This window comes from Pseudochelatococcus contaminans, from assembly GCF_014195635.1.
Lineage (GTDB): Bacteria > Pseudomonadota > Alphaproteobacteria > Rhizobiales > Beijerinckiaceae > Pseudochelatococcus > Pseudochelatococcus contaminans.
Genome location: NZ_JACICC010000013.1, coordinates 23706 through 47799 on the forward strand (window position 1 = coordinate 23706; position 24094 = coordinate 47799).

A 24094-nucleotide genomic window follows, 5' to 3' on the forward strand; every position below is an offset into this window, starting at 1 on the left:
GGAAGCCCATGATGAATCTCGCCGAATACCGCCGTACCGCATCCCGCCTCGCCGATTACCTTCCCTGGGTAGCGCTGGTCGGCTTCGGCGTTGTCCTCAACAAGGACGGCTCGTTCCAGCGCACCGCGAAGTTTCGCGGTCCCGATCTGGATTCCGCCGTCGCGGCCGAGCTGGTCGCGGTCGCTGGCCGCCTTAACAATGCCTTCCGTCGCCTCGGCTCCGGCTGGGCGATCTTCGTCGAAGCACAGCGGTCGGAAGCCGCCACCTATCCGGCGAGCCGCTTCCCCGATCCCGCATCGGCGCTGGTCGATGCCGAGCGCAAGGCCGATTTCGAGGTGAAAGGCAGCCATTTCGTCTCTGGCTATTTCCTGACCTTCCTCTGGCTTCCGCCCGCCGAGGATGCCGCCCGCTCCGAGTCCTGGCTTTACGAGGGCCGCGAAACGTCGAGCGTGAACCCTTGGGAACTGGTGCGCGGCTTTGCCGACCGCACCGACCGCGTGCTGGCGCTGCTCGACGGTTTTATGCCGGAATGCCGCTGGCTCGATGACGCCGGGACGCTGACTTACCTGCATTCGACGATTTCGATCAACCGGCATCGCGTCCGCGTGCCCGAAACCCCGACCTATCTCGATGCGCTGCTGGCCGATCAGCCGCTGACCGGCGGGCTGGAGCCGCGCCTGGGCAATCAGCATCTCCGGGTGCTGACGATCACCGGCTTTCCGGCAACCACCACCCCCGGCCTGCTCGACGAAATGAACCGGTTGGCCTTTCCCTATCGCTGGTCGACCCGCGCCATCCTCATGGACAAGACCGATGCGACCCGGCTGCTGACGAAGATCAGGCGCCAGTGGTTCGCCAAGCGCAAGTCGATTGCCGCCATCCTGAAAGAGGTGATGACCAACGAGCAATCCGCGCTCGTCGACACCGACGCCGCCAACAAGGCGGCCGATGCCGACATGGCCCTGCAGGAACTTGGCGCCGACATGGCGGGCATGGCCTATGTCACGGCGACCGTCACCGTTTGGGACGAGGACGCCCGCCGCGCCGACGAAAAGCTGCGGCTGGTCGAGAAGATCATCCAGTCCCGCGATTTCAGCGTCATGGTCGAAACGGTCAACGCCGTCGACGCCTGGCTCGGCAGCTTGCCCGGACATGCCTATGCGAATGTCCGGCAACCGCCGGTCTCGACGCTCAACCTTGCCCACATGGTCCCTTCGTCCGCCGTGTGGGCGGGACCGGAACGGGACGATCACTTCGGCGCGCCCCCGCTGCTGTATGGCAGGACCGAAGGATCGACCCCGTTCCGGTTTTCCCTCCATGTCGGCGATGTCGGCCATACGCTTGTCGTCGGGCCGACGGGTGCCGGCAAATCGGTGCTGCTGGCGCTAATGGCCTTGCAGTTCCGGCGCTACGCGCGCTCACAGGTCTTTGCCTTCGATTTCGGCGGCTCGATCCGGGCCTGCGCCCTCGCGATGCAAGGTGACTGGCACGATCTTGGTGGCGAGCTGACCGACGCTTCCGAAACATCCGTCTCGCTGCAACCTCTGGCGCGCATTCACGAGACGGCCGAACGCGCCTGGGCCGCCGACTGGATCGTGGCGATCCTGACGCGCGAGAACATCCAGATCACCCCGGAGGTGAAGGAGCACATCTGGACGGCCCTGACCTCGCTCGCCTCCGCCCCGGTCGGGGAACGCACCATCACCGGCCTCGCCGTGCTGCTCCAGTCGAATGATCTGAAACAGGCGCTCCGCGCCTATTGCGTCGGTGGTCCCTATGGCCGGCTGCTCGATGCGGAGACCGAACATCTTGGTTCAGCAGACGTGCAGGCATTCGAAATCGAGGGCCTTGTCGGGACCGGCGCGGCGCCCGCGGTCCTCTCTTATCTCTTCCACCGCATCGGCGACCGGCTAGACGGGTGGCCCACGCTGCTGATCATCGACGAGGGCTGGCTGGCGCTCGACGACGAAGGCTTCGCGGACCAACTCAGGGAATGGCTCAAAACCCTGCGAAAGAAGAACGCCAGCGTCATCTTCGCCACGCAGTCACTGTCCGACATCGACAATTCAGCCATCGCGCCGGCGATCATCGAAAGCTGCCCAACGCGGCTGTTGCTGCCCAACGAGCGCGCCATCGAACCCCAGATCACCGCGATCTATCGCCGTTTCGGCCTCAATGACAGGCAGATCGAGATCCTCGCACGGGCCACGCCCAAGCGGGACTACTACTGCCAGTCGCGGCGCGGCAACCGCCTGTTTGACCTCGGATTGTCGGAAGTCGGGCTGGCGCTTTGCGCCGCATCGGCCAAATCCGATCAGGCCCTGATCAGCGAAATCCTCACCGAGCATGGCCGCGACGGGTTCCTCGCCGCCTGGCTCAAGGCGCGTGGCGTCGAATGGGCCGCAGAACTGATCCCGGACCTCAGCAATCTCGCGACCGAAAGCGAGGATCTGCCGTCCGTCATTTTCGATGAGGACGCGTTCGAGCTCACCCTGGAAGAAGAGGAAAGTACCCCATGACGCGCACAAAGACCCGGATTTCCCGCATGGCCAGCGCTTCGGCGCTCGCCCTTTCGCTTGCCGCGCCGCTGGCGCTCGCGCCGGACTTCATCACCCCGGCCCATGCCTTCTTCGGCGGGTTCGGCCGGATCGTCTATGATCCGACCAACCACGCGGAGAATCTGCTGACCGCCGCCCGTACGCTGGAGCAGATCAACAACCAGATCACCTCGCTTCAGAACGAGGCGCAGATGCTGATCAACCAGGCCCGCAATCTCGCGAGCCTGCCTCACAGCTCGCTTCAGGCGCTTCAGCAGAACGTCCAGCGGACCCAGCAGCTTCTCGGGCAGGCCCAGAACATTGCGTTCGACGTTCAGAACATCGATCAGATGTTCCAGCAGGACTACGGCAAGCTGTCTTTGACCGCGACCGACACCCAGATGATCGCCGATGCGCGCTCGCGCTGGGAAAACACCGTCGGCGGCCTGCAGGACGCCATGCGCGTCCAGGCCGGCGTCGTCGGCAATATCGACAGCAATCGCACGCAAATGTCGGAGCTTGTCGGCCAAAGCCAGGGGGCGACCGGCGCGCTTCAGGCGACCCAGGCTGGCAACCAGCTTCTCGCCCTCCAGTCGCAGCAGCTTTCGGACCTGATCGCTGTCATCTCGGCCAATGGCCGGGCGAATGCCTTGACCGAGGCCGAACGCGCCACGGCAGCCGAACAGGGACGCATTCAGCGCGAGCGTTTCCTGACGCCGGGGTCAGGCTATCAGCCCGGCAACGCGCGAATGTTCAACTGAGGAAAGGAGGCGGAGTATGGAGGGGAAGGTGCTGGCCCGGATCGCGGCCATTGTGTTCGTGGCCGTGGCCATCACGGCGGCGATCATCGAGATGTCGCGTGAGGAAGGCCCCGCGCCAGCACCTTCCGTCCCAGCGCTTCAGCCCGCCACCGATCCGCTGCGTCTGGAACAGCGGCGTTGCCAGGCATTGGGCGAGGCGGCGGCCAATGATGCCGACTGCCTCCGAACCTGGGCCGAGACCCGCGATCGCTTCCTCGGCAAGACACCCGCGCCAGCGACCCCCGCACAGAACGGGAGACCGTGAGCCATGGGCGGAACGGGGGTCATCGATAATTTTCTCGGCATCTTCACCAGCTATATCGACTCCGGCTTCGGCCTGCTCGGCGGCGAGGTGGCGTTTATCGCCACGACGCTGATCGTCATCGACGTGACGCTCGCCGCACTGTTCTGGGCCTGGGGCGCCGACGGCGACATCATTGCGCGGTTGGTGAAAAAGACGCTGTTCGTCGGCGTCTTCGCCTATCTCATCAGCAACTGGAACAATCTCGCACGGATCGTCTTCGAGAGCTTCGCCGGGCTCGGGCTCATGGCGTCCGGCACTGGCTTCTCGGTTGCCGATCTGCTGCGCCCCGGCCGCGTTGCCCAAACCGGGCTGGACGCCGGTCGCCCGCTGCTGGAATCTATTTCGGACCTGATGGGCTGGATCGCCTTCTTCGAGAACTTCATCCAGATCGCGTGCCTGTTGTTCGCCTGGGCGCTGGTGGTGCTGGCCTTTTTCATCCTGGCAATCCAGCTTTTCGTCACGCTGATCGAGTTCAAGCTGACCACGCTGGCCGGCTTCGTGCTGATTCCATTCGGCCTGTTCGGCAAGACCGCCTTCATGGCCGAGCGGGTGCTGGGCAATGTGATCTCCAGCGGTATCAAGGTGCTGGTCCTCGCCGTCATCATCGGCATCGGCTCCACGCTCTTCGGCCAGTTTACCGCAGGCTTCGGCGGTGCGACCCCGACAATCGACGACGCCATGGCGATCGTGCTGGCAGCCCTTTCCCTTCTCGGCCTCGGCATCTTCGGCCCCGGCATCGCCACCGGCCTCGTCTCCGGAGGCCCGCAACTCAGTGCCGGCGCCGCCGTCGGGACTGGCCTTGCGGTTGGCGGCGCTGCGATCGCAGCCGGTGGCGCGACCATGCTCGCGGCGCGGGGTGGCGCAGCCGCACTCTCGGGCGGGGCAGCACTTGCCCGCGGCGGTGCCTCGGCCGCCGGTGCGGCTTCGTCCGCCTATACCCTCGGCTCCTTGGGCGGGTCCGGCACGGCCGGGGTCGCCTCCGGCCTTGGCGGTGTGGCGCGCGCCGGAGCCTCCGCCGCCGTTTCACCACTCAAGCGCGCCGCCTCCCGCGCCAGCGACAGCCTGAAATCCAGCTATTCCGATGGTGCGAAAGCCGGATTCGCGGCATCCGGCGGCACGTCGACCATGGGCACCGTCGGCAGAGATTCGTCGCCTGCGCCGTCAACCCCCTCAACCCCTGATGGGCCGCCGGCCTGGGCGCAGCAGATGCGGCGTGGCCGGGCCATGAGCCACGGCGTCACGGCTGCTGCTCATGCTGTCCGATCCGGCGACAGCCACGGCGGCGGCTCCTCCGTCAGCCTTTCCGAAAGTGACCGCACATGAACATCTTCAAACGACCGACGACCCATTACGGCAAGGTGCCGGAACCCGAGACTCCCTATCAAAAAGCCGCACAGGTCTGGGACGAACGCATCGGCTCGGCCCGCGTGCAGGCGAAGAACTGGCGCTATATGGCGTTCGGCTGTCTGATCCTCTCGGCCGGCTTTGCCGCCGCGCTCGTCTGGCAATCGGCGCGTGGAACCGTCGTGCCCTGGGTGGTGCAGGTGGACAATCTCGGTCAGGCGCAGGCTGTCGCGCCCGCGAACGCCGATTATCGCCCGACCGATCCGCAGATCGCCTTCCATCTCGGCCGCTTCATCGAGCAGGTCCGCGCGATCCCGGCGGACGCGATCATCGTCCGGCAGAACTGGCTTCGGGCTTACGAGTTCACCACCGACCGGGGCGCGGCGGCCTTGAACGATTATGCGCGGGCCAACGATCCCTTCACCAAGGTCGGCCGCCAGCAGATCGCCGTCGAGGTGTCGAGCGTCATCCGGGCTTCGCCGGACAGTTTCCGCGTCGCCTGGACCGAACGCCATTTCGAGAACGGCCAGCTTTCCACGACCGAGCGATGGACCGCGATCCTGACTGTCGTGATCCAGCCCCCGCGCGATGCCGAACGATTACGCGCCAATCCGCTGGGAATCTACATCAACGCAATTTCATGGTCGCGGGAGATGAGCCAATGACCCGCACGACTTTCCGTAGAGCCGGTTTTCCGGTTTTCCGTAAACCCGCTTTCGCGGCTTTGCTGCTTTCCGCGACCATGTTGGCCGGCTGCGCGACCAACCGGACGCCGCAATTCAACTATGACGCCGACGTGCCGCCGCTGCCCACCGTGCAGACGGTCGCCACCGACGACCGGCCCCGGCCGCTTCACACGCCGCCGGCCTGGACGGTCGCGCGGGGCGGAACTGCTGCCAGCACTCCGGACGGCCGTGTCGAAAACGCCAATGCCGCCGCCCGTGTCGAACCTCGCCGTGAGGGCTATTACAACGCCATCCAGATTTATCCGTGGAGCGAAGGCGCGCTCTATCAGGTCTATGCGGCCCCCGGCCAGATCACAAATATCGCGCTGGCGCCGGGCGAAAGCCTGACCGGCGCGGGACCTATTGCGGCCGGGGATACGACACGATGGATCATTGGCGACACCGAATCCGGTTCGGGCGCGAACCGCCGCGTCCACATCCTCGTGAAGCCGACACGCCCGGACATTTCCACCAACCTTGTCGTGACCACCGACCGGCGCACCTACATGATCGAGCTGCGCGCGCGGGAATCGCTCTACATGCCTTCCGTCGCATGGGCCTATCCCGCGGCGCCGGCGGGAAGCCGTGCCACCACGCCCGCCGCGCCCATCATCCCCGCCGAGGCGGCGCGGAACTATCGCTACGGATTGCAGGTGCGGGGCGACAGCCCGCCATGGCGGCCGCTCTCCGTCTTCGACGATGGCCGCCGCGTCTATGTCATTTTCTCGCGCGGCATCGTGCAGGGCGAAATGCCGCCTTTGTTCGTCATCGGGTCGGACGGAGAAACGCAGATCGTCAACAGCCGTGTCCACCAGAATGTCCTGATCGTGGACCGCCTGTTCGGTGCGGCCGAACTGCGCCTTGGCAGCGGCGATCGGCAGCAAGTGGTCAGGATCGTCCGCATCAACCCGACGCAGGCCGCAGCAGAACCAGCCAGCACGACCACGGGAGGATCGTCGTCATGAGCGATACCGATACCGCCGCCCCCATGCGCCTGCGCGCCGAGCCGCCTCGTGTCACCCGCCTGTCCCGAAAGTTGCTGGCAAGCGTTGGCGCGGTCGCGCTTCTCGGCATCGCCGGAACCTTGATCTATGCGCTCCAGACCCGCGATGCGGGGCCGGGTGGCGGCGAACTCTATTCGACCGAAAACCGACCCACGGCTGACGGCCTCGCCGGTCTGCCGCGCGACTATACCGGCCCCGTCCTGGGACCGGCATTGCCGGGCGACCTTGGCCGTCCGATCCTCGACGCGCAGAACCGGGGGCAGCCAGTCGCGCCTCCGGCAATCACCACACCAGCCGTCGATCCCGAAGAGGAGCGCCGCCGCGCCGAGGAAGAGGCCGCGCGCTTGAGCAACGTGTTCTTCCAGTCCGGGTCGCGTTCTGGCGGGACAGCGGGAACGGCCATGCCAGGAATAGCCGGGATAGGCTTGCAGCCGGACGGCACAGGGCAGAACAGGCACGCGGCTTTCCTCAATAGCCCGGTCGACCGACAGACGGTTGCGCCAGATCGCGTCACGCCGCCGGCATCGCCCTACATCCTTCAGGCTGGAGCCGTCATTCCGGCCGCACTCATCACCGGAATCCGCTCCGATCTGCCGGGCCAGATCACCGCGCAGGTCACCGAAAACGTCTATGACAGCCCGACCGGCTCGCTGCTTCTGATCCCGCAGGGAACGCGCATCATCGGCCAATATGATGACGGCGTGACCTTCGGCCAGCGCCGCGTCCTGCTGGTGTGGAATCGCCTGATCCTGCCGGGCGGCCGCTCCATCGTTCTGGAGCGCCTGCCGGGCGCGGACGCTTCCGGTTACGCCGGGCTTGAGGATGGCGTCGATTATCACTGGTGGGATCTGATGAAAGCGGCAGGGCTTTCCACACTGCTCGCGGTCGGTACAGAGCTGGCGACCAGCGACGAGGACCGGTTGATCCGCGCCATTCGCGACGGCGCACAGGATACCGTCAATCAGGCCGGGCAGCAGATCGTCCAGCGCCAATTGCAGGTCGCGCCGACGCTCACCATCCGGCCCGGCTTTCCGGTCAGGATTATTGTGACCCGCGACCTGGTATTCGAGCCCGCAGGAGGTTGAGCATGACAAAACTGAAACTCGGTCCCATCGTCGAGGACAAGCCCGTCAAGGTTACGGTAGAGCTGCCGGGGCCGCTTCATCGCGATCTTGCGACCTATGCCGAGGTGCTGGCCCGCGAGACCGGCCAACCCGCCGCTGATCCTGTCAGGCTGATCGTGCCAATGTTGGAGCGCTTTATCGCCACTGACAGGGGGTTCACGAAAGCACGGCGCTCCGTCCTGTCTCCGAAGTCGCAGGTCTGACGGCCATTGCTTTCGCCAGACTGAGAAAGCGACGGAAGGCGGGATTGTCGTTGCTCGCCGACCAGACGGCCGAAAAGGGCAGAACCTCGCCGAGGATCGGTCGGTAAACCACACCCGGAAATTGTGCGACGGTGATGGCTTCGCTCACCAAAGTCAGCCCTCGGCCGAGGGCGACAAGCGGCACCAGATTATCCCGACCGACATATTGCACCTGGATCTCGGGATGCCTGCCGAGATCCGCCAGCCGCCGCACCAGATGATCGTAAATTTCCTGTCCCGGAGCAGTCTCGCTGACGATAAAGGACTCGTCGGCCAGATCGCGCCATACGACTTCCTCCCTGTTGGCTAAGGCATGATGGTCAGGCAAGACCACGAACACACGCTCCGACCACAAGAGGACGCGTTCGCAATCCGGCCAGTCTCGTGTTCCAGTGATGAAGGCGACGTCGAGATTGAGTTGCCGGATCGCTGCGACATGCTCTGCGGGGTTCCCGTCAGCCACTTCGATTCTCACCGCGCTATGTCGCCTGCCGTAAACTTCCAGCAACTCCGCCAAAAAGCCGGAAGCGATCGAGGAATAAATACCGATCCGGACACGTCCCTTTTCAGAACGACCTGCGGAGGCAACCTCTCGAGCGCCTTCTCCAACAGTCCTGATGACCCTGCGGGCGTGTACGAGGAATCGCTGGCCGGCATAGGTTTGCGATACGCCCCATGTATGCCGGTGAAACAAGGAGGCGCCAATCTCGTCTTCCAGCTTGGCAATGGACCGACTGATTGCAGCTTGCGACCGTCCAACCGCAGCTCCTGCTTTGCGAAAGCTGCCATGCTCGACCACAGCCACGAAATAGCGGAGATGGCGAAGCTCGACTTTATCCGAACACTTGACCCCTTTCCGCATTATGCGGCCACCTTGCTTCTGGTCGCCAACATCAATGTCTGGAGAAAGCCCAAACGAATCCGTATGTCGGCACCATCATCGAGGTCCGCGGCATCATCTGCATAAACGTACCCTTCCGCGATCAGCGAGCCGAATAATTTGTCGACGGACGAACGGTTCTTCGCTTGGTCCTTCATTTCTGCCGCCTTGCATTGACGAAACGGGTATCAAGCAAGATCGTGCAGCCTCCAACCATTGGAAGGTCAAGACCGAAATTGCTTAAGTCCCGGTCTTAACCGCAGCGTGAAGATTGCCGTGTCGGCGATAAGTGCTGCTGCCTGCTTCAACGAACGCATTAGCGGCCCGCTCTTCAGCGGTACAGGCATCACATCGCCAAGAAGCCTTGTTTGTCAGTCATCAAAGTGCTCCTCGTCGATGTGGGTTGCCATGTCGATCAGCATGTCGCTCACGTGACTGTCTGCCACTTCGTAGAAAACCTGCTTTGACCGACGCTCCCCCCTGACGAGCCGTGCACCTCTGAGCAGGCGTAAATGGTGGCTAACCAGTGTCTGCGACAGTCCCAGGCTCTCAACAATGTCGCCGACGGACTTTGGACCCGGCAGGCAAAAGAGCAGAATTCTCAGCCGTGTAGGATCGCCCAGCAGGCGAAAAGTCTCTGCCAGTACGGTTACGTCGTTCTGCGACAGGGACGGGGCTTGCTTCAACGTTCATGCTCCTGCTTGCTGTGGACATGCTCAGGCCCATGGTTGTGGTGATGCCCATCATGGTCGTGTCGATCCCCATGCGCGTGCCCCGTCAAGGCAGAGGCTTGCGACAGGCTGCACGCGTCCGCATCGTCATTCCAGTCGATGGCGATGGTCGGATGTTCGATCTTAAACTGTGACTTCAACTCACGCTCGACCGCGCGCATCACCGAGCGAGCATCGACATCGGCTTTCGGCCGCACATGTAGGGTGGCCAAGGTCCGCCCGGACGTGATCGACCAGACATGGATGTGGCTCACCGACGCCACGCCAGCGATGTTCTCGACAAGATGGCGTTCGATCTTCTCGGGCGTCGCGTTATCTGGCGCACCTTCAAGCAGGATATGTATCGACTTGCCGAGGAGATTCCACGCGGCGCGCAGGATCAGCAGGGAGACAAACACCGAGAGGATAGGATCGATCAGCGTCCAACCCGTGTACATGATCACGATGGCGGCTGAAACCGCTGCCACAGAGCCGAGGAGGTCGCCCAACACATGAAGGATGGCACCCTTGATGTTCACGTGCTCGGTATCTCCGCGCGTCAGAATCCAGAACACGAGAATATTGATGAGGAGCCCCGCAATGGCGACGCCAAGCATCGGACCCGCGAGGATAACATGCGGTTCCTGAAAGCGCTGCCAGGCTTCATAGACAATCCAGACGACGATCGCGAATAGCGTGATTGCGTTGATAAAACCGGCAAGGACCTCGAAACGCAGATAGCCAAAGGTCCGCTTGGAGTCTGCCGCCCGCCGTCCGAACCGAAAGGCGGCATAAGCTAGCGCCAGCGCAGCCGCGTCGCTCAGCATATGTCCAGCGTCGGCGAGCAGCGCCAGCGATCCTGAGATCAGACCGCCGATCACCTCCACGATCATGAACGTGAGGATCAGGAAGAACGAGAGAAGGACCTTGCGCTCATTATCGCTCGTGACGGTCGGCGCATGGGAGTGATCATGGGAATGGTCATCATGAGAATGACCATGGCTGTGTGAATGGGACATTTCAGGGCTCATGCGGTTGACATACAACACATGAATATGTGTTCATATGTTGTATGTCAACCGCTCCGCTTGCAATTCGTCCAAGCAGGCGTCTGCGCAAGGCCTACGGCGGGTAGCGCGCCACGGAACCGCGCCGTAGGCTTAATGACTATCCTGTCAATGGACAGCGATCGTGCCGGTAGAAACCTGTCCCCTCTTAGCGTTGACCAGAACCGCGGCAATGACTGCGGCAATCACGAGGGCAGCTCCAGCTCCCGCAAGCGCAAGACCATAACCGTGGATCAGCGCATCGCTGGCCGATCTCACTAGCCCGGCGTCACCCGTCTCCCGCCCGCGATAGAGGGCGGCGAGTGCACCCGGCAACCTGCCAGCCGTGGCAGAGACTGCGATGGTCGAAAGGACGGCCAGCCCCAAGGCGACGCCGATCTGTTGCGAGGCGTTGAAGAGCGCCGATGCGATGCCCGTCTCCTGTGTCTGCACGCCTTTGACGGCGGTCAGCGCCAGTGCAATCACGGCCCCCACGAAACCGAAAGCGGTGAGGAAGGCCGCGGGCATGAAGTGCCACATATAGTTGAGTTCCTGTCCGATATTGGCGAGCCAGAACAAGGCAGCGCCGCCTATTAGTGCGGCGGGCGCTGCCACCTCGCGCGGCGCAAACCGCGTGACAAGCTTGGAACTGACAATGGCCCCAACGATAATACCCGCACCGAATGGCAGGAACGCCAGCGCGGTCATGATCGGGCTGTAGCCGAGGATGTGCTGCAAATAGAGCGTCAGCAGATAGATCATCCCCATCGGACCGAAGCCCAGCAGCAGCATGGCGAGGTAGGAACCCGCCCGGTTGCGCTCCTTGAACAGACGTGGCGGCAGAAGCGGGTCTTTGCTGCGCGACTGCAAGATCAGGAACAGCGGCAGCAGGATCGCGGCGGTAGCGAACGAGGCGAGCGTGATGCTGTCCGTCCAGCCATGTTCGCCGCCACGGGTGATCCCATAGACGAGCGCGGCCATGCCCACAATGCTGGTGAGCGCGCCGGTGAAGTCCGGGCGGCCTTTGTGCAGTTCCGCCTCGACAAGCGTTCTTGACCCCGCCAGCACAGCCAGGCCGATGGGAATGTTGATGAAGAAGGCCCAGCGCCAGCCCAGCAGCCCCGTCAGCAGCCCGCCGAGGATCAGCCCGGCGATGATACCAAGGCCGGACATTGCTCCGTAAACGGCCATCGCTCCGTTGCGCGCCTTGCCTTCGGGGAAGGTCGTCGCGATCAAGGCAAGAGCATTGGGGGCCGTCAGCGCCGCACCCACGCCCTGTAGACCGCGTGACGCGATTATGCTCATGCTGTCCTGGGCAAGCCCGACGAACAGGGAAGCAATGGTGAAGATCGCCATGCCCGCCTGCAGCATGCGCCGCCGGCCATAGATATCGCCCAACCTGCCGCCGAACAGCAGCAGTCCACCAAAGGCGAGAACGTAGGCGTTGATCACCCAAGGCAGGCTCGCAGCCGACATTCCGAGTTCGTTCTGGAGTGTCGGCAGGGCGATGTTCGCGATGGTATCGTCAAGCACCACCATGAGCTGAGCCGTCGCAATGACGGCCAGCGGCAATGTCGTGCTTGCAGGTGACGAAGCCACCGGAGGCTTCGGCGTTTGGGGGGAGAGCGTAGACATCCGGAGTTCCTGTTATTTTTCATGGGGCGTTCAGATGTCGCAGACCCCTAATCCTTCCAACGGCTGGAAGGTCAAGAACAAATTGCTTCCCAAATCCGCTGAAACTTGATCTATAAGCCGATGAGCTGCACATCGCCCACATTTTGCATGCGAGAAGCGCCGATCAGGCAATGGCGATCAGTGGTCTAGCTGGCCATGACATGACCAGATTCGTCGTTCACGGACGGGCCGAGCGGCCTGGCGCGGCAGGAACGGGCGGCGGTCAGACGGTCCTAGAGCACGTCCTTTGATCGATGAATCGATTGTGAAGTGACGGCAGCGTCTTGTGCTGATTCAACATCCATCTCGACGGAGGTGGATGATGGGAAAGGCACTGAGTGGCGATCTTCGGTCGCGGGTCCTAAGGGCTTCAGCCGAGGGGATGTCTGCCCGGCAAGCGGCGGCACGGTTCGGCGTGGGCGTCTCCAGCGCGATCCGCTGGATTGCTCGGGCCAAGATCGGCGAGTTGGCGCCGCGACCGCAAGGTTACCGACGCGTCTCCAGCCTTGATGCGCATGAAGACTTCATCGTGGGGATGATCGAAGAGCGCCGGGACATCACGCTGAACGAGATGGTGGCGTGTCTCCTTGCCGAGCAGTCGATGAAGATCAGCCGCAGCGCCTTGAGCGCCTGGCTCGGCCGGCACGGCTGGACATTCAAAAAAAGTCCGCGCACGCACTGGAGCAGGACCGCCCCGACATCCTGAAACGGCGCCGGGACTGGTTCGAGGGCCAGCTCGACCTCGATCCCGCGAAGCTGGTCTTCATCGACGAGACCGGGCTGTCCACCAAGATGGCGCGCCTGCGCGGACGGGCGCCCCGCGGCGAACGTTGCAGGGCCGGTGTGCCGCATGGCCACTGGAAGACTACCACCTTCACCGGAGCACTGCGGCTGACCGGCATGACCGCGCCGTTCGTCTACGACGGCGCCATGAACGGCACCGTGTTCCTCGCCTATGTCGAACAGGTGCTGGCCCCGACCCTGTCGGAGGGCGACATCGTCGTGATGGACAACCTGCCCGCCCACAAGGCCGCCGGCATTCGCGACGCGATCGAGACGGCAGGCGCAAACCTGCTCTACCTGCCGCCCTACAGCCCCGACTTCAATCCAATCGAAAATGCCTTCGCCAAGCTCAAGGCGCTGATGCGGGCAAAGGCCGAGCGGACGATTGCCGGCCTGTGGGATACGGTCGGCGCGGTTCTCGAACGCTTCACCCCTGACGAATGCGCCAACTACTTCAAGGCAGCAGGATATGACCCATATTGAACAGGACGTGCTCTAGCAGCAAATTCGCCGGAACAAGGTTCGTCTTGACATGCTTCCTTCCTGATCCATTGCACCCCAGATGGGGCTTCCAACAATGGGAAGGTCAAGGCCGCCTTGGCCGCGATATCATTTTTCCTCGTTGACCCTTGACCTTGCCAACGTGGCAAGGACCAGATTTGTCCGTGAACGCCCAACAGAGGAGAGTTCGCATGTTCCGATTCACTGCTCCCGACATGACTTGCGGCGGCTGCGCGCGCCGGGTCAACAACGCGCTTCTGAGCGTCGATCCGGCGGCTGATGTCACCACCAATCCACCCACCCGCGAAGTGACGGTCACCACGAAGGTGGACGAGCAGGTACTCCCCGCCGCCTTAACCGAGGCAGGCTATCCGGCCGAACGCAAGGACCAGTCGGCGGCCGCGTGAGGCTTCTGGGCGCGGTGGCGGCTCGGCTGCGCCCCTTCGTCTCCGCCATTCTCAACAGCTCGACTCGACGTGCAAGTACACTCAAGAACCGCTCCACCAGAGAAATGCGCCGGCGACAAAGAGATAGCGTGCCGCTTTGCCGATCGACACGAATATGAGAAAACGAGAAAGGTCAACTCGCAGTGCTCCTGCCACAACTGTCAGCGGATCGCCGATAATCGGCAGCCAGGACAAGAGTAGAGACCACACGCCATAACGTCCGTACCAATCTGATGCACGGCTAAATGACCTGTCGTCAATCGGAAACCAGCGATGGTCTCGAAACCCTGAGAGGAACCTGCCCAGCGCCCAGTTCACCAAGGAGCCGAGCACATTTCCTGCCGTTGCGACGCCCACTAGGGTGACGAGGTTGGCCTGTCCCATTGTTAGAAGAGTCAGGAGCGCTGCCTCGGACGACCCTGGTAGGAGGGTCGCCGACGTGAACGCGCTTACGAAAAGGGCGGCATATGCGACAAGATCAGTTCCGATGTCTGCAACCAATGCCGTGCTGCCTCGAAGTTCGTCATGCACGCCGGCTCTGCTCATCGACGCCAATAGCTATTCTCAATTCTCAAGTCTGGCGCCAGAGCTGTTTCGCTCCGGCGCCGCGCTGCTTACTGGTTCGATCCGGCGTAGACTATGCCGTTCGGGCGATCGCCGACCGGCACGGTCTTGAGCACTTCCTGGCTCGCCACGTCGATGATCGAAACGCTGTCATCGGCAATGTTCGTTACGAACACGAATGCCCCGTCAGCCGATGCCGAGACGCCGTGGGCGCCGCTCCCGGTGGTGATCGTCTCGATCACGTTTCCGGACTCAATCTCGATCACGGAGACCGTGTCGTTCGGTTCCGCCTCGGTGCCCTGATTGGCCACATAGACGTAGGCTCCATCCGGGGTGGCGAACATCTGGATCGGGTTCGGCCCGACGTCGATCCTGTTCGTCACCTCGCGGGATGCGGTGTCGATGACGGCCACCCGGTTCTCGTCTCGAAGAGAGACGTAGACCTGATCGCCCGAGGGCGTGAACCCGACCTGAACAGGCGCTGCGCCCACCGGAATGCGCGCAACCTCGGTCAGCTCCTGCGTGTCGATGACGGAGACCGAGCCGTCCTCGACATTGGCCACATAGAGCTCGCTCTCATCCGGGTTGAGGCGCAGCCCGTGCGGATAGGCTCCGGTCGTGATGTGCTCGATCACCGAAGCCGCTGCGAGATCAACGACCGCAATCTCGTTCCCGCCGGACAGCGAAACATAGGCGCGGCCGCTACGATCGGCGACGACATGCGCCGGATGCGCACCGACTTCTACAGTGCCGACGGGTTGTGACAGCTGCTGCGGATCGAGCACCACCAGAAGCCCGTTGCCGGCATCGGCATGTCCCTGGTCATCCGATCCGTGAGCGTGATCGGAGGCAGCGCTCCCGACGGCGAGCAACAGCCTCCCGTCCGGTGTCCGATCGACATTGTGCGGTGAGACTCCGATCTGCACCGTCTCGACCGAACCCGTGCCGAGTTCGATGGCGCTGATCGAATTGTCGCCCTCGTTGGCGGAGTACACGGTTCCGCCTGTCTCGACCAAGCCGGCAGGCTGCTGGCCGGCATTCCTGTCCAGCCACGCCTGCATTTCGGCGATCTCACGTTCCTGTGCTTCAATGATCTGAGACGCCCACTCTCTTGTCTGCGGGTCATCTCCGTATCGCTGCACGATCTTCGCCATGTCGACCGCACCCTGATGGTGCGGGATCATGCCCCGGATGAAAGCGACGTCCGGGTCCTCGGCCATGACGCCCTCCATCATCGGACCGTGCATCTCCTCCATCGCATCGAGATAGGCCTTGGTGAAGTCGGCGACATCGGCGTCGGCTGGAGCCGACTCTCCGCCTTGGGGAGCGGCCATCCCACCGTGCATCATGCCGCCCTGCATCATCTGCTGCATGGCGTCCATGCACGCTTGGGGCATGGTCTCCATCATGGCCCGGCATTCCTTCGGCATGTCCTGCATCGAAGGCATCTGTCCTGAAGGGGACATGGAGGCAGGGGCCCGTTCCTCCTGGGCCTGCGGCGTCTGAGGGTGATGGGCGTCATGCTCTGCCTGCTGCGCCAGAGCAGCGCCGGAGACTCCCATCAAGAGACTGGCAGAAAGGGCAACTATTGTTCGGTACGTCATGGTTCATCCTTTGGCACCGGAGAGCCGCGTCTAATTTCTGGACGCGCGCCTACCGTGGCTTCGTCTGACTGTTTGCTGCTTGAGTGCCGAGAAGAACACCTCCCGGCCGATGCGTTCACTACGCAGGGGCGGTCAGACGCGGTGGTGTCAGGAGGACTGAAGGATTTCGGCCCAGATCGCTGGCCTGGAAACCGAGCAATGGCTCGCCGTCCGAGGATGGCATCACAGGCGGCGCCTCGGGTAGCAGGGCAACAATGGTGCAGAGCTGGCCGCAATCGCGGTCCGGCGCCGTTTCAGTGTGACAGCATCGTTCGTCCGCAGCCTTGCTTCGGTCGTCGGAGTAATTCGAATGGGCCTCATGCTGTGCACCCGCAACGGTCTGATCCTGATACGAGCCGTGTGTGCCCGGGCTGGCATGCGCCGCTGCCAGGAAAACAAAAGCGCTGAACGCAAGCAGCAGCAGGCCTGTCAGGAACTGGCGGAGCCAGTCGCCTTTCGATCCGAAAGCCGCAGTCGAGCTCCTGCTCATGGCTTGGCTTCTTTGTCGAGGTCGGGATGGAGAGTTGCCACGCACCAGATGACATCCTTGCGGCCGTCAGTATCCGAGCCCAGGCAACCAGAGCTCCTGACAAAGGCAGGGTCTGCCCCGCAGGCCCGGTTCTGGATCGGACTGATGGCGACCGGATGGATCATGAGCACCGTTCCACTCAGATCTCCCGCGCGCCGCGGAAACGCCCGAAGGTTTTCTGGACGGAAGGGCCGAACAGGAACACCTCGTATGGCTCGGGGACCACGCCGGGAAAGTCCATGCCGGGGGAGCCGGCGGGCATTCCGGGAACCGCAAGCCCTGTCGCGAGCGGGCGCGCGGCCAGGAGGCGGCGAAGCGCGGCGGCCGGCACATGTCCTTCGATGACATAGCCGTCCACTTCGGCCGTATGGCAGGAGTACAACGCCGCCGGGACGCCGAGCCGCTGCTTGAGGCTTTCGACCTCGCTCGATTCCACGACGCTCACCGGGAAGCCGGCCGCCTCGATATGCTCGACCCATGCGCCGCAGCACCCGCAATTCGTATCCTTGGTGACGGTCACCAGAGGCAGTCCTGCCGAGCGAACCGTTCCCGCCGTTGAGAGCAGGAGGGGGAACGCGGTGGCGCTGGCGAGGAAGGAGCGCCTGCTGATCATATGGATGGTTTGCATCTCAGTTCCTCCATCTGGGCCGCAACTTCGTCAAAGCTGGATCACCGGAAAAATACGTATTTGATCAAAGCGGCGGCGGTAAGGAGCACGAGCACCAGAAGAACGATGCCCCACATCATCCCGCCCGACATCATGACATTGCATCATGGCCTGTTCTGCCCTTCCGTCGCAAAGATACTCATAGCGGCCCCCTTCGCCGCAGACTTTGACTTAGCGCAAGGATGGGACGGTATCCGGGCTGTTGGCGCCACCATCGTCACCAATTTTTCCAGATGGAGGACCTTCGCCCACGTCAGCCTCCTACAATCTCGTGACCCGCAGCCGGGAGGCGTTCGCGATGACGCTCACCGACGACAGCGCCATGGCGGCGGCCGCGATGATCGGCGACAGCAGGATGTCGAAGAACGGGTAGAGCACCCCGGCCGCCACCGGCACGCCGAGCGCGTTGTAAATGAAGGCGAAGAATAGGTTCTGGCGGATGTTGCGCATGACAGCCTCCGAGAGCCGGCGCGCGCGGACGATGCCCGTGAGATCGCCCTTGAGCAATGTGACGCCTGCGCTTTCCATTGCCACATCGGTACCGGTGCCCATGGCGATGCCCACATCGGCCGCCGCCAGCGCCGGTGCGTCGTTCACGCCGTCGCCTGCCATCGCCACCACCTCGCCTGCCGCCTTGTGACGCTGCACGACCGCGCTTTTCTGGTCGGGCAGGACCTCGGCCTCGACCTCGTCGATGCCGAGCCGGCGGGCGACCGCCTTGGCCGTGGTCCAGTTATCACCCGTAAGCATGACAACGCGGATTCCCTGCGCCTTCAGCGCGGCAAGCGCCTCGGGCGTCGAGGGCTTGACCGGATCGGCGATGGCGAAGATGGCAGCGATGCGGTTGTCCACTCCCATGAAGATCGCGGTTGCCCCGTCCTCGCGCAGCCGGTCGGCCTCATCCGCCAGTGGGGCGACATCAACGCCTTGCTCGGCTAGGAACTTGGCATTTCCAAGGGGAATGCGCTTGCCTTCGACCGTGCCGTAGGCGCCTTTGCCGGTCGGCGAGTCGAAATCCGCGACCGGTGCGGTCACGATCCCCCGCTCCTCGGCAGCGCGAACGATGGCCAGCGCCAGCGGATGCTCGCTGGCCCGCTCCACGCTGGCGGCAAGCCGCAAAGCCTCGTCCTCGGTGAACCCCGGCGCCGGCACGATTGCGGTGACGGCGGGTCGTCCCTCGGTCAGCGTACCGGTCTTGTCGACTATGATGGTATCGACCTTCTCCATATGCTCCAGCGCCTCGGCGTTCTTGATCAGCACGCCCGCCTGTGCGCCACGCCCGACGCCGACCATGATCGACATCGGCGTTGCCAGCCCGAGCGCACAGGGACAGGCGATGATCAGCACGGAAACCGCCGCGATCAGACCGAAGGAGAAGCGCGGCTCCGGACCCCAGATCGACCAGGTTATGAAGGCAAGGATTGCGACCACGATCACCGCCGGCACGAACCAGCCCGACACCTGATCGGCGAGGCGCTGGATCGGCGCGCGACTACGCTGCGCCTCGGCGACGAGCTGGACGATCTGCGACAGCATGGTGTCGCGGCCGACCTTCTTCGCCTCGATCACCAGCGCGCCGGACTGGTTCATGGTGCCGCCGATGGCGGTGGCGCCGACCTCCTTGGTGACCGGCATCGACTCGCCAGTCACCATCGATTCATCGACGGCGCTGCGTCCTTCCAGAACTTCGCCATCGACCGGCACCTTCTCGCCGGGACGCACCCGCAGGCGGTCGCCGACCCGAACGGTGTCGAGTTGAACCTCCTCCTCGGTGCCGTCGTCACGAATGATCCGGGCGGTCTTGGGGGCGAGGTCGAGCAGCGCCCGGATCGCGCCGCTGGTGCTCTCGCGCGCCCGCAATTCCAACACCTGCCCGAGCAGCACGAGCACAGTGATGACCGCGGCCGCCTCGAAATAGACCGCGACCGAGCCGTCATGCTGGCGGAATGCATCTGGGAAGATGCCCGGCGCCAGCGTGGCGACGACGCTGTATATCCACGCCGTTCCCGTGCCCATGGCGATCAGTGTAAACATGTTGAGGCTGCGGTTGACGAGCGACTGCCAGCCACGCTGGAAGAACGGCCAGCCCGCCCAGAGAACGACCGGCGTTGCGAGGATCAGTTGCAGCCAGTTCGAGACCTGCTGCCCGATGGCATGAGTCAGCCCGAACAGATGCCCGCCCATCTCGAGAATGAACACCGGGATCGCCAGAACGAGGCCGATCCAGAAGCGGCGTGTCATGTCGATCAGTTCGACATTGGGCTCGGCCTCAAGGCTGACCAGTACCGGCTCCAGCGCCATGCCGCAGATCGGGCATGATCCGGGGCCGTCCTGCCGGATCTCAGGATGCATCGGGCAGGTATAGACCGTCCCCTCGAGAATCGGTACTACCTCCGCCGCCGCCGGATCGAGATAGCTTTCGGGCTCGGCCAGGAACTTCGCGCGGCACCCGGCCGAGCAGAAATAATAGGGCCGGCCCGCATGCTCGGCCTTGTGCTGGGCCGTGTGGGGATCGACAATCATGCCGCAGACCGGGTCCTTGACCTTGTGCGTGTCGTCCTGCGCGACGGCCCCGTGATCATGCGCATGACCTTGGGCGGAATGAGCGTGACTCTGATTCTGGTGATCGTGTTCGGTCTTGCTGGCCATTTTCACGCCTCCTCGGCGTCTTATCCTAAGCTTGCTCTTCGCCTATTCTGCGCCTTCCAACCGTTGGAAGGTCAAGAGGTGATCGGAATCCGGGGTTCCTGCCAATCAGTGATTGTCGTGGATCTTTCCGATGCTGGTCCGTTCTTGCCCCGTCTGAGACTGCATGATGTCAATCTCGGCCGCAGAGTCCTCGCCGTCGAGGCAGTATTCCTCGATCTGCAACGTCGAGAAGTAGATGTTGAAACGCTCGCGCAGGAGATTGCTTGCTTGTCGCAGCACCCGTTCGCCTTCCTGAAAGTCCCCAACGCAGACGTGGCTTGAGAATACATTGCGCCCGGATGTCAGACTCCAGGCATGGACGTGGTGCACGTCGGTAACCCCCTCTAGCTGCCGTATGGCCTCGATGGCGGCCTCCAAGTCGAGGTCTTCGGGCGTGCCTTGCAGCAGGATGTGCAATGCCTCGCGCATAATACCCCAGGAAGCCCAGAGCAGCAGCAGTCCGAAGGCCATGCCAAGCAGCGGATCGATGGCCACAAAGCCCGTGAATCGGATCACCAGCGCCGAGACGATGATGAGGAAGCTGCCGACGAAGGTCTGCAGGATGTGCCAATACGCACCCCGCATATTCAGGTTGTCCTTCTGGCGCTCGTACATGAGCCAGAGCGCGACAAGCTCGGTGGCGATGCCGCCCGCTGCGGCGATCAACATCGGCGTCGTGGCCAGTTCGATGGGCTCCATGAGGCGCATCGCGCCCATCCACAGCACGTAGAGAGCCATGGCGACGAGGAAGAGGCCGTTGAAGAGGGCCCCCAGGATCTCCGCCCGAATGTAGCCGAAGGTGCGCGAGGGGCTGGATTTTCGCTCACCCAGACGCATGGCGACCAGCGCAATGAGCACGCCGCCCACGGCCGAGAAGGTGTGGAAGGCATCCGACATGACGGCGACTGAGCCCGTCCAGATGCCGATCCCGAGTTCCACGATGAAGTAAAGGCCGGTAAGCCAGCCCGAAATGACGAGCGCTTTGCGATCACCACTCGCCGGCATGTGGCCGGCATGACCGCCGTGAGACATTGACATAGGGTTCACCTCCTTGTTGCACAGGAGGACGCCGGTGCCGGCGTCCTCCTGCCAGCACGCTGCCTATGCGCTGACCGCGAATTCGGTCATCATGCCTGTTTCAAGATGCGGCATGTGATGGCAATGCAGCATCCAGCGCGCGGCTTCTCCGGCATCGAGTGCCACGTCGACCATCGACATCGGCGGCACATACACCGTGTCCCGCTGCGCGCCCGTGACCGCACGTCCATTCAGCCCGACGACCTGGAACACATGGCCGTGGAGATGCATCGGGTGACCCATCATCGACATATTGTGGAAGGACAGCACGATCCGTTCGCCGCGCCTCGCGGTAACCGGGCGATGCTGGCCCCAGACGGCACCGTTGATCGTCCACACATAGGGCTGCATCGAGCCGCCCAGCATCACCATGTGGCTGCGGTCCACCGGCCGCTCCGGCAAGGATTCGGAAGCGATCAGGCGCGTCTCCTGCGCAAGGTCGGTGTCAAAGGCCGGTGCTTCGGTCTCTGCCAAAGCATCAATGTGCCGTATCTCGGCGCCCGGAGTGGCAAGGATCAGACCGGTGCGCTCCCGCGCGCCTTCTCGCAGCGCGAGGATCGGCCAGGCACCGCCCTCCGAAGGCAGGTCGATCTCAAGGTCGAGCCGTTGGCCCATGGCCAGACCGAACCTCGTGCCGGAGAGCGGCTGAACGGCATGGCCATCAACCGCGACGAGCCGGGCCTGCGCTTCGCCGGTGTCGAGCCAGAACACCGTCGCCGCAGCGGCGTTGATGACCCGCAGGCGGATACGCCCGCCGCGCTCGACCTGCACCACTTCCGGGTCCGAGAGCGTACGATCATTGGCAAGATAGGCGTCCCAGTCGTAGTCGTTGAGGTCCATCGTCATGCCGTCCATGGTCCCCATTCCCATCATGCCGCCCTTGGCGCCGTGATCCATGCCAGTCATCGGCATGTTTCCCATCGCGCCGTGGTTCATACCTGACATTCCGCCCGTGCCTGTGCCTGTGCCGCTTCCGTGATTGCCCGTGGCACCATGGCCGGACTTGATCTCCGCCATCACCTCTTCGGGTGCCTTGAATGAGAAATCATGCAGAAACAGTACCACCTCCTGCCGGTCAGCGGCGACATCCTCGGCGCTGCGCACGATCAGGGGCGCGGCCAGAAGGCGCATCTCGTGCAGCGGAACATGCGCGTGCATCCAATAGGTGCCGGGCAGCGGTGCGAAGTCATAGGCGCGAGTCTCGCCGGGGGCGAGCATCGGCAAGGGCATGTCGGGCACGCCATCCTGCGCATTGGGCGGGATCTGGCCGTGCCAGTGGATCAGTGTGGCGGTGTCGAGTTCGTTCGTTAGATCCACCCGGAACGGCATGCCGGGATCGAGTGTCAGGCCCTGTCCGGATGGCCCGGCAAGGCCCCAGACAGTGGCGGCGCGTCCGTCGATGTCGAGCGTGCGGCTGGCGGCGCGAAGCGATAGCGGCGTGGCGTCCTGCGCTGCCGCCATCCGGGGCACCTGAGCGTAGGCCAGCATGGCCGCGCCAGCGGCGAGAAAGCCGCGTCGTGAAAGGGTATTCATGGTCGTCTCCTCGGGACCGCAGTCCCGTTCCTCAATCCGGTTTCCTCCCGAGCTGCCCACTCCATAAATGCAAGTCTACATATCAAAACAAGCAATGTCAATGATCTGTGATCTCAGATCACGATCATATTATCCGGAGAGATTCCGCGGCTCAGTACCGTACGGTCTGGGTGAAGGAGGACAAAACTGCTGAAGAGGAGCCGTCACATCACGCGGCTGGCCATCCCGGCTTTCATCGCCTCTCTGGCGATGCCGGCGGCTCTCCGATGAGCAAGAGCATGATCAATGATGAAACGGGGTTCGGGGGAAGCGGGACGGCTGCCGCGCCCGATAGTCTGCGTTTTGACTTTAGTGGTCGGCTATCCGGCCTGCGAGATCGCCATCGAGGGCCGAAACGGTTTTTCCCGCGCTGACCTGAATGAGCGCACATCCGCCATGGCGCGGCGAATGACGGGGGTCTGCTTTTCCGGCGCAAGCTCGGCCATGCCGGTTTCCGTCGGCAGCTCGATATTGATGGAAAGCCGGTCGGCATAGAGCCCCGCCTCCTCGACGAGTGCTGGCGACGCCTCGGGGATCGTCTTGAGGTGAATGTAGCCGTTGAAATGGAAATCGCCCCCCGAACCTCAAGTATTGGGGGAGACGTTGGCGGCGGGATTTTTTCCATGTCACGTCCATGGACGTCAGAGGAAAAGTAAAACAACGTGGCCGCCAGGATAGAAAAGAAAAATCTTCGCAAATTGACGCGCTGCCTCCCAGGCTTTTCCGTGTATTTTTTCTGCCAGTTTATTCCATCCGTTCTGCAGCTCGGATAGCTGGGGCCAATTATACTCAGGCTTGCCGGCATGTCCCTATCCAAATGAACGGGGCATATTGGGTTTGCGCCTGCTAGGCTTGCGCAACAGGCATAGAGGGCGGAGCAGAGCATGTGGGATTTCAACGTCGGCAATGCGCTGGCAATGATGGCGCGGACCATGCCGTTCATCGTGCTGCGGATGGCCGTCTATTTCGGCATCGCCGTTGGCTACGTTCTGGTGACCGGAACCGGTGCCGGCATCGGCTATGGCGTTGGCGGCTTCGGTGACGAGGGCTTTCAGGCCAATACAACAATGTGGGGCGGCATCATGGGCTTCGGCCTGTTTGGCGCCATCATGTACTGGGCGCGCGAATACATCCTTTATCCTGCATTCCCCAAGTGGCGTGTCGTTTGAGGTGAAGATCGCCTGTATCCGAGCGCTAGACAAGGATTTTCTGCCGCAAGCGGCACCTGCGGTCG

The 24094-nt window shown here is 63.1% G+C and carries 23 protein-coding genes and 1 pseudogene; 11 read left to right on the plus strand and 13 right to left on the minus strand.

Annotation, left to right across the window (positions count from 1 at the left end; all coding sequences use genetic code 11):
• Positions 1 to 8: 8 nt before the first annotated feature.
• From trbE to FHS81_RS16300, 8 genes are read left to right on the plus strand one after another with little or no spacing between them, the layout of a single operon-like run.
• On the plus strand, positions 9 to 2519 hold the full coding sequence (gene trbE, locus FHS81_RS16265; protein ID WP_183754648.1) for a conjugal transfer protein TrbE: 2511 nt from the start codon (positions 9 to 11) through the stop codon (positions 2517 to 2519).
• A complete protein-coding gene (gene trbJ / locus FHS81_RS16270) occupies positions 2516 to 3298 on the plus strand; it encodes a P-type conjugative transfer protein TrbJ (protein WP_012092659.1) in 783 nt (260 codons plus the stop codon). Before trbE ends, trbJ begins: the two co-directional genes overlap by 4 nt.
• Positions 3299 to 3314: 16 nt before the next feature.
• Positions 3315 to 3602, plus strand: coding sequence for a putative entry exclusion protein TrbK-alt (gene trbK-alt / locus FHS81_RS16275; protein ID WP_012092660.1), 288 nt, complete (start codon positions 3315 to 3317; stop codon positions 3600 to 3602).
• Between the two features lie 3 nt (positions 3603 to 3605).
• Complete coding sequence (gene trbL, locus FHS81_RS16280) at positions 3606 to 4964, plus strand: P-type conjugative transfer protein TrbL (protein WP_012092661.1); 1359 nt, start codon at positions 3606 to 3608, stop codon at positions 4962 to 4964.
• A complete protein-coding gene (trbF, locus tag FHS81_RS16285; RefSeq protein ID WP_012092662.1) occupies positions 4961 to 5650 on the plus strand; it encodes a conjugal transfer protein TrbF in 690 nt (229 codons plus the stop codon). The genes trbL and trbF overlap by 4 nt, the downstream gene beginning before the upstream one ends.
• A complete protein-coding gene (gene trbG / locus FHS81_RS16290; RefSeq protein WP_012092663.1) occupies positions 5647 to 6675 on the plus strand; it encodes a P-type conjugative transfer protein TrbG in 1029 nt (342 codons plus the stop codon). Before trbF ends, trbG begins: the two co-directional genes overlap by 4 nt.
• On the plus strand, positions 6672 to 7799 hold the full coding sequence (locus FHS81_RS16295) for a TraB/TrbI/VirB10 family type IV secretion system protein (RefSeq protein WP_012092664.1): 1128 nt from the start codon (positions 6672 to 6674) through the stop codon (positions 7797 to 7799). Before trbG ends, FHS81_RS16295 begins: the two co-directional genes overlap by 4 nt.
• 2 nt (positions 7800 to 7801) lie before the next feature.
• On the plus strand, positions 7802 to 8041 hold the full coding sequence (locus FHS81_RS16300) for a DUF2274 domain-containing protein (protein ID WP_012092665.1): 240 nt from the start codon (positions 7802 to 7804) through the stop codon (positions 8039 to 8041).
• Here the strand turns inward: FHS81_RS16300 and FHS81_RS16305 are convergent.
• The 5 genes from FHS81_RS16305 to FHS81_RS19045 form a co-directional block, all read right to left on the minus strand.
• On the minus strand, positions 7995 to 8942 hold the full coding sequence (locus FHS81_RS16305; RefSeq protein WP_012092666.1) for a LysR family transcriptional regulator: 948 nt from the start codon (positions 8940 to 8942) through the stop codon (positions 7995 to 7997). The genes FHS81_RS16300 and FHS81_RS16305 overlap by 47 nt on opposite strands.
• Entirely contained in the window at positions 8942 to 9118 is a 177-nt protein-coding gene (locus FHS81_RS16310) for a hypothetical protein (RefSeq protein WP_012092667.1), read from the minus strand. The genes FHS81_RS16305 and FHS81_RS16310 overlap by 1 nt, the downstream gene beginning before the upstream one ends.
• 213 nt (positions 9119 to 9331) lie before the next feature.
• Positions 9332 to 9646, minus strand: a complete 315-nt coding sequence (locus tag FHS81_RS16315; protein WP_012092668.1) for an ArsR/SmtB family transcription factor — start codon at positions 9644 to 9646, stop codon at positions 9332 to 9334.
• Complete coding sequence (locus FHS81_RS16320; protein WP_034658511.1) at positions 9643 to 10689, minus strand: cation diffusion facilitator family transporter; 1047 nt, start codon at positions 10687 to 10689, stop codon at positions 9643 to 9645. The genes FHS81_RS16315 and FHS81_RS16320 overlap by 4 nt, the downstream gene beginning before the upstream one ends.
• 156 nt (positions 10690 to 10845) lie before the next feature.
• A complete protein-coding gene (locus FHS81_RS19045) occupies positions 10846 to 12351 on the minus strand; it encodes an MFS transporter (RefSeq protein WP_012092670.1) in 1506 nt (501 codons plus the stop codon).
• 361 nt (positions 12352 to 12712) lie between these two features.
• On the opposite strand from FHS81_RS19045, the gene FHS81_RS16330 reads away from it, so the two are divergent.
• Both FHS81_RS16330 and FHS81_RS16335 read left to right on the plus strand, forming a co-directional pair.
• A protein-coding gene (locus FHS81_RS16330; RefSeq protein ID WP_183754650.1) for an IS630 family transposase occupies positions 12713 to 13656 on the plus strand; the annotation gives its coding sequence in 2 pieces (ribosomal slippage) (positions 12713 to 13055 and positions 13055 to 13656; 945 coding nt in all).
• Between the two features lie 209 nt (positions 13657 to 13865).
• A complete protein-coding gene (locus tag FHS81_RS16335) occupies positions 13866 to 14081 on the plus strand; it encodes a heavy-metal-associated domain-containing protein (protein ID WP_012092671.1) in 216 nt (71 codons plus the stop codon).
• Positions 14082 to 14162: 81 nt separating this feature from the next.
• Here FHS81_RS16335 and FHS81_RS16340 read toward each other — a convergent pair whose 3' ends face one another.
• From FHS81_RS16340 to FHS81_RS18780, 8 genes and pseudogenes are all read right to left on the minus strand, one after another.
• Entirely contained in the window at positions 14163 to 14666 is a 504-nt protein-coding gene (locus FHS81_RS16340; protein ID WP_012092672.1) for a YqaA family protein, read from the minus strand.
• Between the two features lie 68 nt (positions 14667 to 14734).
• Positions 14735 to 16246, minus strand: a complete 1512-nt coding sequence (copM, locus tag FHS81_RS16345; protein ID WP_246375071.1) for a CopM family metallochaperone — start codon at positions 16244 to 16246, stop codon at positions 14735 to 14737.
• 160 nt (positions 16247 to 16406) lie between these two features.
• Positions 16407 to 16817 carry a hypothetical protein gene (locus FHS81_RS16350; protein WP_028034404.1) on the minus strand — a complete coding sequence of 137 codons (411 nt, stop codon included), beginning with the start codon at positions 16815 to 16817 and terminating at the stop codon, positions 16407 to 16409.
• A 178-nt stretch (positions 16818 to 16995) separates the two neighbouring features.
• The gene (locus FHS81_RS16355; RefSeq protein WP_012092675.1) at positions 16996 to 17484 is read right to left on the minus strand and encodes a DUF411 domain-containing protein; all 489 of its coding nucleotides are present in this window, start codon (positions 17482 to 17484) and stop codon (positions 16996 to 16998) included.
• A gap of 300 nt (positions 17485 to 17784) precedes the next feature.
• Positions 17785 to 20172, minus strand: a complete 2388-nt coding sequence (locus FHS81_RS16360) for a heavy metal translocating P-type ATPase (RefSeq protein WP_012092676.1) — start codon at positions 20170 to 20172, stop codon at positions 17785 to 17787.
• Positions 20173 to 20277: 105 nt separating this feature from the next.
• Positions 20278 to 21249 carry a cation diffusion facilitator family transporter gene (locus tag FHS81_RS16365; protein WP_012092677.1) on the minus strand — a complete coding sequence of 324 codons (972 nt, stop codon included), beginning with the start codon at positions 21247 to 21249 and terminating at the stop codon, positions 20278 to 20280.
• Between the two features lie 63 nt (positions 21250 to 21312).
• Positions 21313 to 22821 (minus strand): multicopper oxidase family protein, encoded by a 1509-nt coding sequence (locus FHS81_RS16370; protein WP_012092678.1) that lies wholly within the window; start codon positions 22819 to 22821, stop codon positions 21313 to 21315.
• A 395-nt stretch (positions 22822 to 23216) separates the two neighbouring features.
• A pseudogene (locus FHS81_RS18780) lies at positions 23217 to 23426 on the minus strand (putative DNA modification/repair radical SAM protein); the annotation flags it as partial.
• Positions 23427 to 23744: 318 nt separating this feature from the next.
• On the opposite strand from FHS81_RS18780, the gene FHS81_RS16380 reads away from it, so the two are divergent.
• On the plus strand, positions 23745 to 24029 hold the full coding sequence (locus tag FHS81_RS16380; protein WP_183754658.1) for a hypothetical protein: 285 nt from the start codon (positions 23745 to 23747) through the stop codon (positions 24027 to 24029).
• The last annotated feature ends 65 nt before the right edge of the window (positions 24030 to 24094 follow it).

Coding starts and splice junctions, on each gene's coding strand:
- trbG (WP_012092663.1), top strand. CDS start 5,647: ATGACCCGCACGACTTTCCGTAGAGCCGGTTTTCCGGTTTTCCGTAAA.
- copM (WP_246375071.1), bottom strand. CDS start 16,246: ATGGGAGTCTCCGGCGCTGCTCTGGCGCAGCAGGCAGAGCATGACGCC.
- FHS81_RS16355 (WP_012092675.1), bottom strand. CDS start 17,484: ATGCAAACCATCCATATGATCAGCAGGCGCTCCTTCCTCGCCAGCGCC.
- trbJ (WP_012092659.1), top strand. CDS start 2,516: ATGACGCGCACAAAGACCCGGATTTCCCGCATGGCCAGCGCTTCGGCG.
- trbF (WP_012092662.1), top strand. CDS start 4,961: ATGAACATCTTCAAACGACCGACGACCCATTACGGCAAGGTGCCGGAA.
- FHS81_RS19045 (WP_012092670.1), bottom strand. CDS start 12,351: ATGTCTACGCTCTCCCCCCAAACGCCGAAGCCTCCGGTGGCTTCGTCA.
- trbK-alt (WP_012092660.1), top strand. CDS start 3,315: ATGGAGGGGAAGGTGCTGGCCCGGATCGCGGCCATTGTGTTCGTGGCC.
- FHS81_RS16335 (WP_012092671.1), top strand. CDS start 13,866: ATGTTCCGATTCACTGCTCCCGACATGACTTGCGGCGGCTGCGCGCGC.
- FHS81_RS16295 (WP_012092664.1), top strand. CDS start 6,672: ATGAGCGATACCGATACCGCCGCCCCCATGCGCCTGCGCGCCGAGCCG.
- FHS81_RS16340 (WP_012092672.1), bottom strand. CDS start 14,666: ATGAGCAGAGCCGGCGTGCATGACGAACTTCGAGGCAGCACGGCATTG.
- FHS81_RS16350 (WP_028034404.1), bottom strand. CDS start 16,817: ATGAGCAGGAGCTCGACTGCGGCTTTCGGATCGAAAGGCGACTGGCTC.
- FHS81_RS16370 (WP_012092678.1), bottom strand. CDS start 22,821: ATGAATACCCTTTCACGACGCGGCTTTCTCGCCGCTGGCGCGGCCATG.
- FHS81_RS16380 (WP_183754658.1), top strand. CDS start 23,745: ATGTGGGATTTCAACGTCGGCAATGCGCTGGCAATGATGGCGCGGACC.
- trbL (WP_012092661.1), top strand. CDS start 3,606: ATGGGCGGAACGGGGGTCATCGATAATTTTCTCGGCATCTTCACCAGC.
- FHS81_RS16320 (WP_034658511.1), bottom strand. CDS start 10,689: ATGTCCCATTCACACAGCCATGGTCATTCTCATGATGACCATTCCCAT.
- FHS81_RS16310 (WP_012092667.1), bottom strand. CDS start 9,118: ATGAAGGACCAAGCGAAGAACCGTTCGTCCGTCGACAAATTATTCGGC.
- FHS81_RS16360 (WP_012092676.1), bottom strand. CDS start 20,172: ATGGCCAGCAAGACCGAACACGATCACCAGAATCAGAGTCACGCTCAT.
- FHS81_RS16300 (WP_012092665.1), top strand. CDS start 7,802: ATGACAAAACTGAAACTCGGTCCCATCGTCGAGGACAAGCCCGTCAAG.
- FHS81_RS16305 (WP_012092666.1), bottom strand. CDS start 8,942: ATGCGGAAAGGGGTCAAGTGTTCGGATAAAGTCGAGCTTCGCCATCTC.
- FHS81_RS16365 (WP_012092677.1), bottom strand. CDS start 21,249: ATGTCAATGTCTCACGGCGGTCATGCCGGCCACATGCCGGCGAGTGGT.
- trbE (WP_183754648.1), top strand. CDS start 9: ATGATGAATCTCGCCGAATACCGCCGTACCGCATCCCGCCTCGCCGAT.